Here is a 15,111-nt window from a genome sequence, read left to right on the forward strand (position 1 = left end):
ACTCGTAAAAATGGACTGAATTAGACGAAAACTTGAATGTTTTGGGGGCGATCATTCTTTCTGCCCCAAAAGAGAGCCCCAAAGGTTAACGACAGCGCCCAGTTTGCGGGCTTCGTGCGCGGCAATGGCAATCTGTTCTCCATCATGCAGAACGGCCAGACCCGCGCCTTTGCCACCGGATGGGCGCATAACGATCAGTTGCGGGTGTTCCAGTTCGGCTTCGGTGTCGCCATCCCACCCGGCCAAATCAGCGGCGAACCGGGCCAGCATTTTTCTGTCCGGATGGAAAGCGCCCGACGCGGCAAAGTCACCTGCGGCTTCTAGCGCGGTTCCGTCTGCGTTATCGGCCAACAAGCGTCCGGTGGCAAAACGTTCCGACTGGTCAAAAAAGGCGAGCGGCAAAGAGATCTCGGGTTCGTCAGCCTCTGGTTCCGGCTCTTCCACCGTGTCGGGTACGACCGACATTATCGGCTCTGCAGGCAGTTCAATCTTCGCGCAGGCTTTTTCAATTTCGCTCAGCGTGACGCCAACATCATCCGCCTCAAGCGCTGCGTCCGGTTTTAGCGACACCAGTTCCAGCGGGGCAGGGGCATCGGCAATGTCCGTGACCAGCTGCGCCAGCTTCCCGATCAGGTCTTCCCGAGCCTCAGTCTCGAAATCCGGCACAAGCCCCGAGCGAACGCGGAACACATCCGTGACCCGCGAATTGGTCACTTCAAGCGCCAGACATTCGCCACTGGCTGCCGTAAACTCCAGACGGCGTGGCAGGACTGTGCCGCGAATGGCCCGCAGAACACCGGCGCGGCGCGCCAAAGCGGTTTCGCCCGCGATGACCACCGCCGGAGACAATCGGGCAACCGACGACCGCCCGATGTCCTCGAGCATGTCGAGTATGTCCGTATCCATCATACCGTGACCCCCTCTGGTCCCGATCAGACTGCAGCCGCGACGGACCCCAGACTGAGATGCGATTTTGTTAGTGCCAGCCCGACATTCGCGCTGCTGTTGCAGATGTAGCAGACCACATGGTCCGGATACGCCTGCGTCCGCAGGAAAATGTGCAGACGGTCCTTCGAGAACACCGCGATTTCCCCAAATCCCGGATTGTCCAACTCTTCCGTACCGGCCTGACGCAACAGCGCCTCAAAGGCCCCCACGCCGCGCCCCTGAAACAGGTTGGCGGCGGCGATGGCCAATGTGTCCAAAACCTCTGAATTTTTTGGATCGGATGCGCTGGTGCCCAGCACCATCCCCGTTTCCATGTCAATATACCCGGCTGCAATGCAGTCGGGTATGGTTTCAATTGCAGAGGTCAATGCGGCCTGTATCGACATTTAAACCTTTGTTTTCCCTTTTAATTGCCCTTTAGGTTGATTCGGACGTTACAACACATGCCACTCCGCCCCACTGTTTTCACTTGTTTTTGGGATCGAGCGCAACGCCTCTTTCGTCTGCTGCGCACCGTGTTCGCTGACGATCTGATCGAACTCGGCCAGAAACGCCTGGAACACCGATTTGAGACCTTCGACATCGTCAGGCAGTTCGTCGTCTTTCACAACCTCCTGCCACATAGCCCATGCGCTCAGCGGAGCGCCCGCAGACCCTTCAGCCAGAGTATCAAGATCAGCGGCATCCGGCTGCGAATCCACGCGGATTTCAACAATGCCGTTTGTTTCCGGCTCGGGCTCATATTCCTCGACGTCGCCGCCGGGCTGCTCGGCCATCAGCGCCGTGATTGAAGAGACTGAAACCTCGATGCTGCGATCCTTTGGCTCCTCGTCCGGCGCAGGCTGATCCTCAGTGGCCTCCGGTGCTTCGGCAAGCGCGGAACTGAGAGAGGTCAGAACGTCGTCGGATTTGTCCGTTTCTTCCGCTTCCAGCTTATCCGGATCGTCGCCCTCGGCGGCGATATCTTCGTCGATTTCCTCATCTGCTTCGAACTCATCAATCAGTTCGAATTCGTCAAAGTCGGTCGCGTCTGCCGCAAGGCTGGTCAGGTCCAGAGGATCGTTAGCGGTGTCGCGAAAAAAGGCCCGCAATTCTTCGTCATCAGTGTCCTGATCGACTGGGGCCGTGTCCTTCGAAGGCACCATTTCCGCCCGTAGACGTTCGGCCTCTTCCGCGTCGATCCGAGCTCGTTCGGTATCCTCCGAACGCCGCTCGACCCGCGCGGGGCGCACCGGGAAGCTGGTGACGACTGCACTGTCCGTGCCCTCATCCTCGGGGGTGTCGGCCACCGGGTTAACCAGTTTCAGAGGCTCGGCTTCTTTTGCCACCTGATCGGTTTCCGAAACCTCGGGCTTTCTTTCAGGGCGCAGAGGTTGAATCTTGGGTGAGTCCGACAGGCCCTTGTCGATCTGGTACCGGGCCAGATGATCGGCGCGGGTGTCCATGATCTGCTCGGTGATCTCAAGGAAACTGTCGATCATCTTGCCACCGCCACTGCGTGCCCACAGCTCGGCATCGCCGGTCTTGTCGCGTGCCGTGATCGCGTCACGGGCCGAAAACAGGATCGAGCGATTGAACAGATGGCCTGCCTCGCGATTGACGCGGCGCAGGACCTTTTGCCGGTCCTTCGCTCCCAGCGCATCGGCGCGGGTGACAAGCAGCAGTGAGTTGCTTTGCAAGCGCTCCGGCAGCGCAACCCAGGTCGCCCGTTCCGTTTCGCGCCAGGCCTGGGTGGCATGGGTGCACCACAGCACGCCATTGGCTTGTCCCACAGCACGTTGCCAGACATCTGAGGAAATCTTGGGGTCCGAAATACCGGGCGTGTCGATCAGATCGACGGCTTCAAGAATGTCAGCCTCAAGGAATATGCGCACGAACTGCGCATCGTTCACCCCAACCGACTCAAGTTCATCCAGCGAGATGTCCTGCGTGCTGCCATCATGTCGTTTCACATAGGCGGACTGATTGCCCCAGCTGAACCAGATCGGAGGAAGCTGCGTTGCAGTCACCTGCGTCGGCAGCGCCCTTTTGCGCAGCAGAAAGTTCATCAGCGTGGATTTCCCGGCGCTGAACTCTCCCATAAGCGCGAAGACCGGTTTGCGGCGGGACCAATGCTCGATACGTTCCCATGCCTTAGGTGAAACGAAGCGTGTTTGTGAATCTTTTGCCATTTTTCTACTTATGCCGCTTCGTTGCTTAGGTCTTTCAGGATGTCGCCAAGGATTTCATCCTTTGATTTCTTGGGCTGCAGCCCCGCCATCAGGGCCGAGTTCCGCGCAGCATCCGTTTCAGCCGAGGCCGAGATGTTCAGCAGGGTCTCTTTCTGCTCACGCATGAAATCCGACAAGACTGCCCGGACGTTTTCCAGTACCGCTGCGACCTGATTTTCCTCGATATCCTTGGTGATCGAGTTCGCCTCGGAGGCTATCAGGCGGGTGTAATCGGCAGCATAGGCCTCAAACCCTTTGCGCCGTTGCCACCACCGTCGCCACCACGTGCTTTGAAGATCCAGTGCGATGGTCCGGCCAATGCCCAAGGGCGGCGGAACGCGAGGCACAATGGGTGCTTCGATGCTGAATTCACCCAGATGGTTGCCGAGGATTTTGTGATACAGCGCCTCGACATCGGCAGCAGCGGCTGAATACAGCGCCCCGGCTTCCTTGCGCATCGAACGAGCGAAGCTGAAATAGGCGGCCTTTTGCAAGGTACGCAAACCGGCAGGATCATACTGCCACGTCCCTTGCTCGCCATTCTGTTCCAGATGCGAGATCAGAGAATCCGTCGCGCGTTTGACAAAGTTGGTCTCAGCCGAGTTCAGGCGCTCCAGCACCTTGTCGCGCAGCTTCACGGTCAGGTCCGCCGCCTTCTTGTCATACTCGGCGGTCACGGTGGCAATTGCCTCTTCCGGCGAAACCCCGTCTAGATCGCGCACAACGCCGTCTCCGCCTGACAGATTCTTTGCCACAGCTGTGGCGCGGATCTGGCTGGCGATGTTGCGGGCGCGATGGCGCACACGGTCCAGCAACCGGGCACCCGCGCCTTCGGCGATGCGTTCGTTCATCGCAAGCAGAAGGTCCGGCAGGCCAGACAGCGCCCAGATTTTATCAAGCGAGGGGGCCTGATCACCAAAACCCGCCGCCAGATAGAACGTGTTCAGCGCCTGCCGCGATTCTTCGGTCAGAATGTCCGGATTGCCGGTCAGCGCCGCCTCGGCCCATTGGGCACTGCCAAACACGACGCTGGTATTGGCGTCGATATTGTTCTGTTTCAGCGTGTCCTGAATCCGGTCGCGGATTTCCGGCACCTGAGTAACCGGGTCCGACAACTCATCAATGCGGTTTACGAACAAGACGATCTGCCTGTTCTCGAACTGAGAAATGATCCGCATCAGCGCCATGTCCATGGTGGTCAGCGCCTGGCTTGCAGCCAGAACAACGATACACACCTCAGACCCGCGCAGGCTGCGCAGCGTGATCTGTTCGCGCACCATGAAGGTATCGTTCACGCCGGGCGTGTCGCAGAGTTTCAGCGAGATCGGATATTGCGGAATGTCCATGAACAGCTCCGCCGATTTCGTCACATCGGCAAAGCGACCGGTTTTGGGGTCGATATCCGGATCGTCCTCGTCCCCCAGGCAGACATAGCGCTGGATCAGTTCCTCGTCGAAATAGTCGTACTGGTGGCTCTGGCCCAGAATCAGGTCGAAATGCTTGCCTAGCCGCTCCTCAGACTTGGCCTTCATCTCATTGATCTGACGGCGAATATCGTCCATCTCGTCATCTGCACCGGCCCGGTTGGCCAGTTCGCCCAGACGACCGCCGCCCACCATCAGGTTGTCCCATTCTTCCTGCTCAAAGAATGTGAACTTGGACTTGGTGTCGCCCGGCGTGCGGGTGTTGATGTTCAGCGTCGTGACCACGGATGTCCATGGGTTGACGTCGGATGGCAACAGGGCAGGGCGGCCCGCCAAGATATTGATGATCGAGGATTTCCCGGCCTTGACCTGACCGACCATCGTGACGCTCGCGGTGAAATTCTCCATCCGCGTTTTCAATGTGGCCAGCCGCGCCGAAGACCGCGCGTCCGCCACCTCTGTCAATTGGTCGATCTGTGCCGTCAGCGAGGACATCGCCGACGTCATCGGGGCCAAAGCCTCGTTGCCTACAGACAAAAGGTGGTCGTTTCGCGCCATAATGGTCAGCCTCCGGTTCCGGTCGCTGCAATCGCGGGCCGGTGCGGGGGTCGCCCGGCGGGACTGCTGGTCAGTGTGTCGATGCGCGCGATCAGATCCAGCGCATTTCCAAGAATTTCAGCTTCGGCCCGGGGTGAGATGCTTTCATAGGCCTGCGCATCCGCGAGAACCTCGATCGAGCTAAAGCGGTCGCCATTCTCAAGGCTCGCGACATGACGGCCGGTCGGAAAGCCCTCGGACTTTACGGCAGGCAGCGGCATGCGCGCATTGGCAAGCAGGTAGTGCTGGCCGGAATGGGTTCGCAGCGAAATGCCAAACCCGGTATTCGGATAGTCCCGGTTCAGGGTTTTGAGTTCACCTAGAAAACTTTCGCGAGCAAAGAAGATAGCATCTTGCTCAGGGGCAGCGTAGTTATTCAGATCGGTCACGGCAGAAAACCTTGTACTGGAGTTGAGCGAAAAACTCGTAAAGGTGCCAAAGTGGCAAAAAAGACTCATTAACTCCTGACGACAAACAAGACCCTTCAAGGCGGTGTTAATTTGACGCGAATAAGATTTTTTGGCGTTTGAAATGTGGCGGGAATGTGGAGGTGTGCTCACAGGAACGCCTCAACCATTACGTGTTTGAGGTGTTCTATTGTCAGGCCGACATGCGGGACGGATTGGCGCGTCTGTTCGTGTGTAAAGCTATGGAACTTAAATTTCGACCGGGTTTTAGCGCAGAAACCTCTCGGTTGAGTTGGTGAACATCCACGGCGCATTTCCAATCGGCAAGCCTCGTTGGCTCGAACAGCTCAAGGTGCCGGATGCAGCCGCCGCGCATCTGTCGGCACCGGATCACAAACTTGGCCTTCGACCGATTTTCCCTCTCGCGCTCCGGATCAAGCTTTGTTATCAGCGCGTCATTCCGGCACTTTGATGCCAGATTGCGGGTGTGGCGAAATTGGTAGACGCACCAGATTTAGGTTCTGGCGCCGCAAGGCGTGGGGGTTCAAGTCCCTCCACCCGCACCATGCTTTTAACATAACTATGATTATACAAATATCGTCCGCACTACGCGCGCACCGATTTCACGGTGTCAAAAGACGTCGACCCTCATCCTCCACCACCCAGCAGTACCGCCCCTCGAACACCGCAGCGGTCAGCGGCCTGCCATATCCTGCTCCGGTGTCCAGGTTGATGCGATTGCCGTGATGTTCGGGAGACGCCACATGGCTGTGGCCGTGAACGATCAGCCAGGGATGAGGCCCCTTGTGATTCAGGAACTCATCGCGAATCCAGACTAAATCGTCGATGTCCTGATGCTCCAAGGAGATATCCGGTCGGATACCCGCGTGAACGAATAGCAGATCGCCTTGCTGATGATAAGGCCGCAACCGGGTCAGAAAATTAACATGGGCTTTCGGCACGGCCTGCCTCGCCTCGGCGTGGATATGAAAAATCCGGTCTCTGTCCGTGACCTCGACCCCGTAGGATTTCAGGGTCTCTACGCCTCCGATCCGAGGGTGAAACCAGTGGTAGCCGATCAGCAACCGGGCATCGTTGCGTGGGTAGGCCTCGAGGAACATGGCGCACATCCGGTCATGATTGCCAAGCAGGAATGTCCAGTTTCTGCCATCGGCCTGCCCCTGAACCAACAGGTCCAGAACCTCGCGGCTTTGCGGGCCGCGGTCGGTGTAGTCGCCGAGGAAGACAATTCTGGCATCCCGCCCGCCATCATTTTCGATGCGAGACAGGGCTTGTTCAAGCATCTCTAGCTGACCATGAATATCACCGATGGCGTAGACGGGTTCGGACATGATGATCTTTCCGGTTCAGGGCTTTATGCGCGCAAGCCCGGCGTATCGCACTTGTTCAGCCCAGTCGATAAGGAACCGACAGGCGGCAGCGCCGAAACCGAATCGCGCACTTTCAGGCAAAGGCGATATCAACCGACCCGAACGGCCCGAAATCCGCATGAATTTCGGTGCCAGAAGGGCATTCCACCGGGCGGATGAAGCTGCCGGACAGGATCACCTGCCCCGGTTCGATGCTCTGACCGTACTGCGCCATGCGGCGGGCCAGCCAGACCACGCTTTCGACTGGATCGTTCAGCACACCCGCACCCAGCCCGGTTTCCTCGATCTCTCCATTGCGAAAGGTCAGCGCGCCGACCCAGCGCAGGTCGAAGGCGTCGACCGGGTGGCGCTCGGCCCCCAGCACGATACCCGCATTGGCGGCGTTATCGCTGATTGTATCGAACACCGTGCGGGTTTTGCCGGTTTCCGGATCAACGCGCTGAATCCGCGTGTCGAGGATTTCAATCGAGGGGGCCACGTAGTCCGTAGCCGAAATGATATCGTCGCGAGTCACATTCGCGCCGCCGATAGCTGATTTCATGACAAAGGCAATCTCTGCCTCGATCCGGGGCTGAATGAAACGACCAGCGGGAACCGTGGCCGCGTTGTCAAAAACCATGTCGTCGAACAGAATCCCACTGTCGGGAATGTTGATGTTCAGCGCGTATTGCATCGCTTTCGAGGTCAGGCCGATCTTCCAGCCGATTACCCTGCGGCCCTCTGTCCGCTTTTGCTGCAAAATGGCGGTCTGGATCGCGTAGGCGTCATCCATCGCCATCTCGGGGTGGCGCTGGCTTAGCAGGCCGATCTGCTTGCCCGAGCGTTCTGCCCGCAGCAAATCAGTGGCTGCGCGGGCGTGATCTTCGGGCGTCATGGTTGTTCGTCCTCGACCGTGTTGCGCAGGGTGCCGATGCCTTCGACTGACACCTCAACCACATCACCGGGTTTCAGGTATCTCGGCGGGTCGAACCGGGCCCCTGCCCCAGTGGGCGTGCCGGTGACGATGATGTCACCAGGCTGAAGGGTCATGAAGGTCGAGATGTATTCGATCTCGCGCCGGATCGGGAACATCATGCGGCTCAAGTAGTCGTCCTGACGCAACTCACCATTCACGCGGGTCTGGATACGCGCCTCATCCAGTTGCGCGGCGTCGGCGAACGGCACCAGCCACGGCCCGATTGCGCCGGAGTTGTCCCAATTCTTGCCCTGCGTGACGTTGAACTTGGCATGACACACCCAGTCGCGGATTGTCCCCTCATTACACAGCGTCAGGGCCGCGATGTGATCATAGGCATCCTCTTGCGCGATCCGGCGACCGGCTTTGCCGATCACAATGGCCACCTCGCCTTCGTAGTCCAGCGTGTGGTTTTCCGGTGGGCGGATCAACGCGCGGTTATGACCTGTGAAACCGCTGGCAAAGCGGGGGAAGAGCGACATGTATTTGGGCTGCGCGCTGCCATCCTTGTATTCCGCATTGCGGTCAGGAAAGTTCACGCCAACACAGAGGATACGGCGGGCATCCGGCATCACCATGTCATAGGAGAAATCGGTATGGGTCACCGGTTTGCCTTCGGCGGCGTTGACCAATCGGTCGAATGCGCCTGCGGCGATGACCTCATACAGGCTAGCGTGATCCGGCAGTTCGTCATTCAGCGCAATCGCGCCCTCGTCTGTAATTGCGCCAAAAAACGATCCGCCATTAGCCGTGAAGGTTGCGAATTTCATGCGATCTTCTCCCAAACGTCCCGGATTACATCCGCCGCCATCAGCACGTCATCGCGGGTTGTGTCGAACTGTCCGACTTGAAACCGGATGATCTTGCGACCGTCGAACATGCCCTGCGTCAGATAAATTCGCCCATCTTCGTTCAGCGCATCCACAAGGCGTTGCTGCATCGCATCGTCGCCGGGGCAGCGGAACGAAAACAGGCTGAGGATCGGGCCGGTGGTGATTTCGAACCCCTCCAACGCCTCGATTTTCAGCGAGAGCTCCTGCGCCCAGGCCACGTGATTGCGGATGCGTGTGCGCAAACCCTCCAACCCGTAAGAGCGCAGAAGGAACCAGATTTTCAACGCCCGAAAGCGACGACCCAAGGGGATGGTCCATTCCGAATAGTTGGTCACCTCGGCGCCAGTTGTCTTCAGGTATTCCGGTTCGATTTTCAGCGTATTCAGTTGGGGCGCTGCATCTCGCAGAAACTGAATGGCGCAGTCGAACTGCGCGCCCAGCCATTTATGCGGGTTGAAGACGATGCTGTCGTAGCGGTCCGCCCCGGGCCAGAGGGCCTCGCGAAACTCGGGGCAGATCATGGCAGACCCGGCCCATGCGGCATCCAGATGCGTGTATAGATCATGCTTTGCCCCGATGTCCGCCACAGCGTTCAGGTCATCGCAGGCCCCTACCCCCGTGCCACCGGTGATCGCAATGATACCCGCCGGAATGTGACCGGCGGCCAGATCCGCTTGAATCGCGGCCTCCAACGCGCTTGAGTCGATCGCGAAAGTTGGGCCATGGGTGGGCAGCTTGACCAGATTGTTCTGACCGATCCCTGCAACCCAGCAAGCGCGGTCAATCGACGAGTGCACCTGATCCGAGCAATAAATCCGCAGTGCGCCTTTGGTGTTCAGGCCATCTCGGTTTCCCGTGAACCCCGTGGCGCGTTCACGCATGGTCAGCACCGCCGATAAGGTGGCCGAGGATGCGCTGTCCTGTATCACTCCGGTCATGCGATCTGGCAGGCCAAGCGCCTGACGCAGCCAGTCGACCATGACGCCCTCGACCTCGGTCGCCGCGGGTGAGGTCTGCCACAACATGCACTGCGCCGCGATGGTCGTCACCAGCATCTCGGCCAGCATCGAGGGTGGCGCGGCATTGGCCGGAAAATAGGCGAAGAACCTTGGATGCTGCCAATGGGTCATACCCGGCATCACGATCCGTTCGAAATCGGATAGAATAGCCTCCATCGGCTGGCCGATTTCGGGGGGCACACCGTCAAGTTGAGCCGCGATCTGACCCGGTGCGGTCTGCGCCCGAACGGGCCGGTCCGCTAGCGACTTATGGTAATCGGCAGCCCATTTCGAGATGTGCTGGCCCCAATGTGAAAACTCGTCCCAATCCATCAATCACCTTTTTTCGCTGCACGCATTCCGACCATCCGGTCAACACAACATGGCCCGCATTCCGGGCAAGGATCAATCAACCTCGGCATTCTCAAGGCGCAATTATGGGCGAGGCTGCCAGATCCGAGTCACTCTGCGCAACGCCTACAAACGGGGTTCCGTGTTCGAACCAGCTGCGCGGCGCGGGCGCGCCCCACAGCGTTTGGCGCTGAGGGTCCTTTAGGTCCCATTTGATCGGCTCCAGATCGGGATCGACCGTCTGATAGTCCGAACAATAGATCTCGATCCGATGACCGTCCGGGTCCAGCACATACAGGAAGAAGGCGTTGGAAATCCCATGCCGCCCCGGCCCGCGTTCGATACTGTCCACATAGCCGGTGGTCGCCATCAGATCGCACAGGTCGATGATGTTTAGCGGGTTTGGCACCCAGAAAGCCACGTGGTGCATGCGCGGACCGGTCCCGTTGGTGAAGGCCATGTCATGCACGCCGCCCTTGCGGTGCATCCACGCCGCCCACAGGCGCTTGCTGTCTTCGTCTTCGGTGTATTCCGTCACTCGGAAACCGAAATCGCTGTAGAAGGCTACGCTGTCATCCACGTTTGTAGAGAAACAGTTGAAATGGTCGATCCGCAGCGGCTTCACCCCGCGATAGAGGGCGTATTTCTGGTGGATCGGCTCCAGCCGGTCCATCTTGTGATAAAACTCGAGTGGGATGCCCATATTGTCCGAGGTCAGCAGAGTGCGGCCCTGGTACGGGCGCTCAATCCACTCGGTCGGGCGGCCTTTGGATTGAAAATAGGCGTCGGCCCGGTCCAGATCTTGTTCATCGAAGGTCTTGAACCCCATGACCTCAACAGTGCCGGGCTGATCGGATTTCTGCAGGATCACGCAGTGATGGCCCCGTTCCTCCATCGCGCGCAGATAGATGTGATCGTCGGTTTCGTCCGAAACCTGGAGCCCCAGAATTTCGGAGTAGAACCGTCGCGATGCGTCCAAGTCGCTGACGTTCAGACAGACATGGCTCAGGCGGATCGTGTTGAAATCGGGGTATAGATTGGGGGCTGGAACGGGCATCAGGACCTCCTGTTAAACGGGATTGCGGCGGCGCTAAAAACGGTGCCGAAACTGAGGGTTCAAATGATCATCTACTCACAGGCGCAGTTAGAGCTTGCCCAACTGCATGATCTTGTGCTGACCGGTGGCGAAGCCGATGTGTTTTTGCTCCATGTAGAACTCAAATGACCAGTCGCCGCCGTCCCGGCCGATGCCGGACGCCTTGACCCCGCCAAATGGCGTGGGCAGGTGTCGGACGTTTTCCGAGTTCACCCAGATCATCCCGGCCTCAAGCTTGTCCGTGAAGCGCAACGCACGGGTCAGATCGTTGGTCCAGACATAACCGGTCAGACCGTAGGGGGTGTCATTGGCGATTTGCAGCGCCTCTTCCTCGGTCGAGAACGGGATCGAGGTCAGGACCGGGCCAAAGATTTCCTCGCGCGCGATGCGCATCTGGTTGTTGGCATTGGTGAACAGGGTTGGACGGATGAAATAGCCGTCATCGCCCAGTTTCTCGCCACCCGCCGCGATGGTCGCCCCGTCCTGTTTAGCGATATCGAAATAGCTGGTGACCTTGTTGTAATGCTCCTCGGTGACCAGCGGCCCGATCTCGGTCGCCGGGTCCAGCGGATGACCAACCTTGATGCTGTTCACGCGCTCGATAAGCCTGGCCTCGAATTCATCCTTGATGCTGTCCTGCACCAGCAGGCGCGAGGACGAGGTGCAGCGCTCGCCGTTGATCGAGTAGATCATGAAGATCACCGCATCCAGCGCCCGGTCCAGATCGGCGTCGTCGAACACGATGACCGGGTTCTTGCCGCCCAGTTCAAGATGCATCCGCTTGAGCGTATCGGCCCCCTGTTTGGTGATGATACTGCCGGTACGGCTTTCGCCGACAAAGGCTATGGCCTTGATCAGCGGATGCTCGGTCAGGGCCTTGCCCGCATCCGGGCCAAAGCCATTCACCGTGTTCAGCACCCCTTTGGGCAGACCGGCCTCTTCGGCGATTTCCACCAGCAGGCGAGCGGACAAGGGCGAATCTTCTGCTGGTTTGTGCACCACCGTGCAGCCCGCAGCCAGCGCCGGGGCGATCTTCCAGGTCGACAGCATGAAGGGGGTGTTCCACGGCGTGATCACACCCACCGGGCCGATTGGCACGCGGGTGGTGATATTCATCAGCGTCGGAGATTTCAGGTGCTGCCCATCCCGCGCCTGCACCACCTGATCGGCGAAGTAGCGAAAGTTCTCGGCCCCGCGCAGCGCCGCTTTGGACATGAAACGCAGGGTCTGTCCGGTGTCCCAACATTCGCACAGGGCGATTTCCTCCGCCCGTGCCTCGATGGCGTCGGCGACATTCAACAGGATGCTGCGGCGCTCGGTCGCGGGCAGGTCGCGCCAGTCCGCAAAGGCCGCATGTGCTGCATTGGCCGCCACGTCGATGTCGTCTGCAGTACCGTGGGCAACGTCACAGATGACCGATTTGTCCACCGGTGACATAGATTGAAAAACGCCCGCAGACCCGTCCCGATCCTCGCCCGCGATGCGGTTCTTGATGCCCGCGTCCCGGAACCGCGCCAGAAAGCCCGTCAACTTTTCGATATTTGTGTCCAGTGCGCTCACTGCGTCAGGTCTCCTGCGTTGTCGCCAAGTGATCCCGGATCGTGCCGGTCTTGGGCGAAAGCCTGGGGTCGATATCGCGCATCTCAAGCGACAGCGCGACAGAATGCTGCGCGAAGGCCGGAGCCAGATAGGCCCTGACCGCCTCAAAAATGCGCTGCGTGGCGTCTTGTTTGACTTCGTCACTCCGACCCGCGCGCAGCCGGATCGAGATATCGACAAAGCCATGCGCAGGGTTGCCGTCCGCAATGGCATAGTGGTCTACCCGCGTGGCGCGGACGCGGATGCCCGGCATTGGAAAGGTCTCGATTTCCGCTGCTGTCGCACGGATGCGTTCGCACAGGCCATCCATGTCGATATGGTCCTCTAGATTCCCAGAGTATTCGACGTGGAAATGCGGCATGAGTCTCTCCCTATTGATTAACATGTTTAGTAACTGAGTAGACGCCTGTCAAGAACTTGCCTTGTTAATCTTTGCAATTTACAGAACGGCATTCTAGAAGGCCGCATGACCAGCCAAAGCCACACCAAAAGCACCTCCCGCTCGCTGCCGATTGCGCTGTTACGCGCCCGTGAAACCGTCATGGCTCCGATCCGGGACATGCTGCAGGGCATCCAGCTGACCGAGCAGAAATGGCGCATCCTGCGCGTTCTGGACGAGTTGGGCGAAGTCGAACAAAGCGCCATCGCGCACGAGGCCTGCCTGCTGCTGCCCAGCCTGACCCGCATTCTGCGCACGATGGAGGCAGACGGCCAGATCACACGGCGCCAGGATAGCAACGACAAACGCCGCACCATGGTCACGATCACCGAGGCCGGGCGACTTATTCTGGCAGATAATCTGACGACCTCGCTGGCGATCTCCAACAATATCGAGGCGCAGATGGGTCGCGAGAAACTGGACCAACTTCTTGATCTTCTGGAAGAATTGCAGGCCGTCAAGGTCTGACCCCTCATGCACACGATGGGGTCACAGCGTTCCAAGACCCGTATCCAGCGCTGACAGAATCTTCGCCACATCCTCTGACGTTACGATCAGAGGCGGCGACAGGATGATGTTGTTGCCCGACACGCGGATCATCACCCCGTCCTCATAGGCTGCCTTCTGAACCTGCAGCGGCAGGTGTTTCGCAATCGGTGCTTTGGTTGTGCGATCCGACACAAGCTCTAGCGCGCACATCAGGCCCTCGCCCCCGCGCACATCCCCTATGACGTCGTGCTTTTCCGCCAGTTTCTGCAGCCCGGCAAACAACTCATCCCCGCGCGCGGCTGCGTTTTCCCAAATCCGCAGGCGGTCGGTTTCCGACAGCGCCGCCAAAGCCGCCGCCGCCCCGACCGGATGGCCGGAATAGGTGTATCCCTGATCGACCGACCCTTTGCCGGTTGTGTCCTTTTCAAACACCTCGGCCACCGCGCCCGAGATCATCGCGGCCCCGAACGGGAAATACCCGTTTGTGATCGCCTTGGCCGTGGCCATGATGTCCGGCTGCACGCCCCAATGCCGCGAACCGCTTTCGCTGCCTGTCCGACCGAATGCGGTGATGATTTCATCCGCAATCAGCAACACGCCGTGCTTGGAACAGACCTCGCGCACCATGGGCATGAAGCTCTTGTGCGGCGGGATCACGCCCCCTGCCCCCAGAACCGGCTCCATGATGAAGGCTGCCACCGTGTTTGCGCCCTGAAATGCGATTTCGGCCTCAAGCGCTTTGACGCACAGCTGCGCCAGACGCTCGGGGTCGGTCTCGTCAAACGGGTTGCGGTATGTCCATGGTGCGGGGATGTGGAAACAGCCCGGCATCATCGGCTCATACACCGCGCGAAACTTCTGGTTTCCATTGACCGAAGCGGCGGCGAAGTGGGTCCCGTGATAACCCTGTTTCAGACTGATGAACTTGGTACGCCCGGCCTCACCGCGTATCTTGTGGTACTGGCGCGCCAGTTTCAGCGCGATCTCAACCGAATCCGACCCGCCCGAGGTGAAGAACGCGCGGGTCAGCCCGTCCGGTTCAAAGAACTGCGCCAATTCATAGGACAGCTCGATCACCTTATCGTTGCTGGTCCCGCGGAACGTCGAGTAGTAGGGCAGCGCGTTTAACTGCTCGGCGATGGCTTGCTTCACCGGTTCGCAGGAATAGCCCAGATTGACGTTCCACAGACCCCCGACAGCGTCTATCGCCGTGTGACCATCCACATCGGTGATGCTGACCCCTTCCGCACCGTTCAGGATGGTTGGCGGGTTCTTCTGGCTGTCCGCCGGGTGCGCCATGGGATGCCAGAAATGACGGGCGTTGTTTTCCTTCAGAAAGTTCGAATCTTTCATGTCGCGTATCTCCGGGAATGC

Annotated in this window: 14 protein-coding genes and 1 tRNA gene; 2 read left to right on the plus strand and 13 right to left on the minus strand. The window is 59.1% G+C overall.

From position 1 onward, the window contains the following. Positions 1-51: 51 nt before the first annotated feature. The 5 genes from ACR0NJ_RS05855 to ACR0NJ_RS05875 are packed head-to-tail and all read right to left on the minus strand — an operon-like array spanning position 52 to position 5,739. Entirely contained in the window at positions 52-909 is an 858-nt protein-coding gene (locus ACR0NJ_RS05855; RefSeq protein ID WP_480816186.1) for a hypothetical protein, read from the minus strand. 23 nt (positions 910-932) lie between these two features. Next, a complete protein-coding gene (locus tag ACR0NJ_RS05860) occupies positions 933-1,334 on the minus strand; it encodes a hypothetical protein (protein WP_480816187.1) in 402 nt (133 codons plus the stop codon). A 48-nt stretch (positions 1,335-1,382) separates the two neighbouring features. Continuing rightward, positions 1,383-3,119 carry a dynamin family protein gene (locus ACR0NJ_RS05865; RefSeq protein ID WP_480816188.1) on the minus strand — a complete coding sequence of 579 codons (1,737 nt, stop codon included), beginning with the start codon at positions 3,117-3,119 and terminating at the stop codon, positions 1,383-1,385. 8 nt (positions 3,120-3,127) lie between these two features. Then, the gene (locus ACR0NJ_RS05870) at positions 3,128-5,140 is read right to left on the minus strand and encodes a dynamin family protein (protein WP_480816189.1); all 2,013 of its coding nucleotides are present in this window, start codon (positions 5,138-5,140) and stop codon (positions 3,128-3,130) included. Between the two features lie 5 nt (positions 5,141-5,145). Then, the gene (locus tag ACR0NJ_RS05875) at positions 5,146-5,739 is read right to left on the minus strand and encodes a hypothetical protein (RefSeq protein WP_480816190.1); all 594 of its coding nucleotides are present in this window, start codon (positions 5,737-5,739) and stop codon (positions 5,146-5,148) included. Between the two features lie 328 nt (positions 5,740-6,067). Between ACR0NJ_RS05875 and ACR0NJ_RS05880 the strand changes: the two genes are divergently transcribed. Further along, positions 6,068-6,152: transfer RNA gene (locus ACR0NJ_RS05880), tRNA-Leu, on the plus strand. Between the two features lie 57 nt (positions 6,153-6,209). Here the strand turns inward: ACR0NJ_RS05880 and ACR0NJ_RS05885 are convergent. From ACR0NJ_RS05885 to ACR0NJ_RS05915, 7 genes are all read right to left on the minus strand, one after another. Continuing rightward, on the minus strand, positions 6,210-6,938 hold the full coding sequence (locus tag ACR0NJ_RS05885) for a metallophosphoesterase family protein (protein ID WP_480816191.1): 729 nt from the start codon (positions 6,936-6,938) through the stop codon (positions 6,210-6,212). A 112-nt stretch (positions 6,939-7,050) separates the two neighbouring features. Further along, a complete protein-coding gene (hpaH, locus tag ACR0NJ_RS05890) occupies positions 7,051-7,851 on the minus strand; it encodes a 2-oxo-hept-4-ene-1,7-dioate hydratase (RefSeq protein WP_480816192.1) in 801 nt (266 codons plus the stop codon). Further along, complete coding sequence (locus ACR0NJ_RS05895; protein ID WP_480816193.1) at positions 7,848-8,702, minus strand: fumarylacetoacetate hydrolase family protein; 855 nt, start codon at positions 8,700-8,702, stop codon at positions 7,848-7,850. The genes hpaH and ACR0NJ_RS05895 overlap by 4 nt, the downstream gene beginning before the upstream one ends. Beyond that, positions 8,699-10,096 carry a pyridoxal phosphate-dependent decarboxylase family protein gene (locus tag ACR0NJ_RS05900; protein ID WP_480816194.1) on the minus strand — a complete coding sequence of 466 codons (1,398 nt, stop codon included), beginning with the start codon at positions 10,094-10,096 and terminating at the stop codon, positions 8,699-8,701. The genes ACR0NJ_RS05895 and ACR0NJ_RS05900 overlap by 4 nt, the downstream gene beginning before the upstream one ends. A gap of 91 nt (positions 10,097-10,187) precedes the next feature. After that, entirely contained in the window at positions 10,188-11,171 is a 984-nt protein-coding gene (gene hpaD, locus ACR0NJ_RS05905; RefSeq protein ID WP_480816195.1) for a 3,4-dihydroxyphenylacetate 2,3-dioxygenase, read from the minus strand. An 87-nt stretch (positions 11,172-11,258) separates the two neighbouring features. Then, entirely contained in the window at positions 11,259-12,770 is a 1,512-nt protein-coding gene (hpaE, locus tag ACR0NJ_RS05910; RefSeq protein WP_480816196.1) for a 5-carboxymethyl-2-hydroxymuconate semialdehyde dehydrogenase, read from the minus strand. Between the two features lie 4 nt (positions 12,771-12,774). Then, complete coding sequence (locus tag ACR0NJ_RS05915; RefSeq protein ID WP_480816197.1) at positions 12,775-13,170, minus strand: 5-carboxymethyl-2-hydroxymuconate Delta-isomerase; 396 nt, start codon at positions 13,168-13,170, stop codon at positions 12,775-12,777. A 105-nt stretch (positions 13,171-13,275) separates the two neighbouring features. Here ACR0NJ_RS05915 and hpaR point away from each other — a divergent pair, with 105 nt between their 5' ends. After that, complete coding sequence (hpaR, locus tag ACR0NJ_RS05920; RefSeq protein ID WP_480816198.1) at positions 13,276-13,716, plus strand: homoprotocatechuate degradation operon regulator HpaR; 441 nt, start codon at positions 13,276-13,278, stop codon at positions 13,714-13,716. A 21-nt stretch (positions 13,717-13,737) separates the two neighbouring features. On the opposite strand, the gene ACR0NJ_RS05925 is transcribed toward hpaR, so the two are convergent. Then, complete coding sequence (locus ACR0NJ_RS05925) at positions 13,738-15,090, minus strand: aminotransferase class III-fold pyridoxal phosphate-dependent enzyme (protein ID WP_480816199.1); 1,353 nt, start codon at positions 15,088-15,090, stop codon at positions 13,738-13,740. Between the last annotated feature and the right edge of the window lie 21 nt (positions 15,091-15,111).

It is taken from the genome of Ruegeria sp. F11, assembly GCF_056533855.1.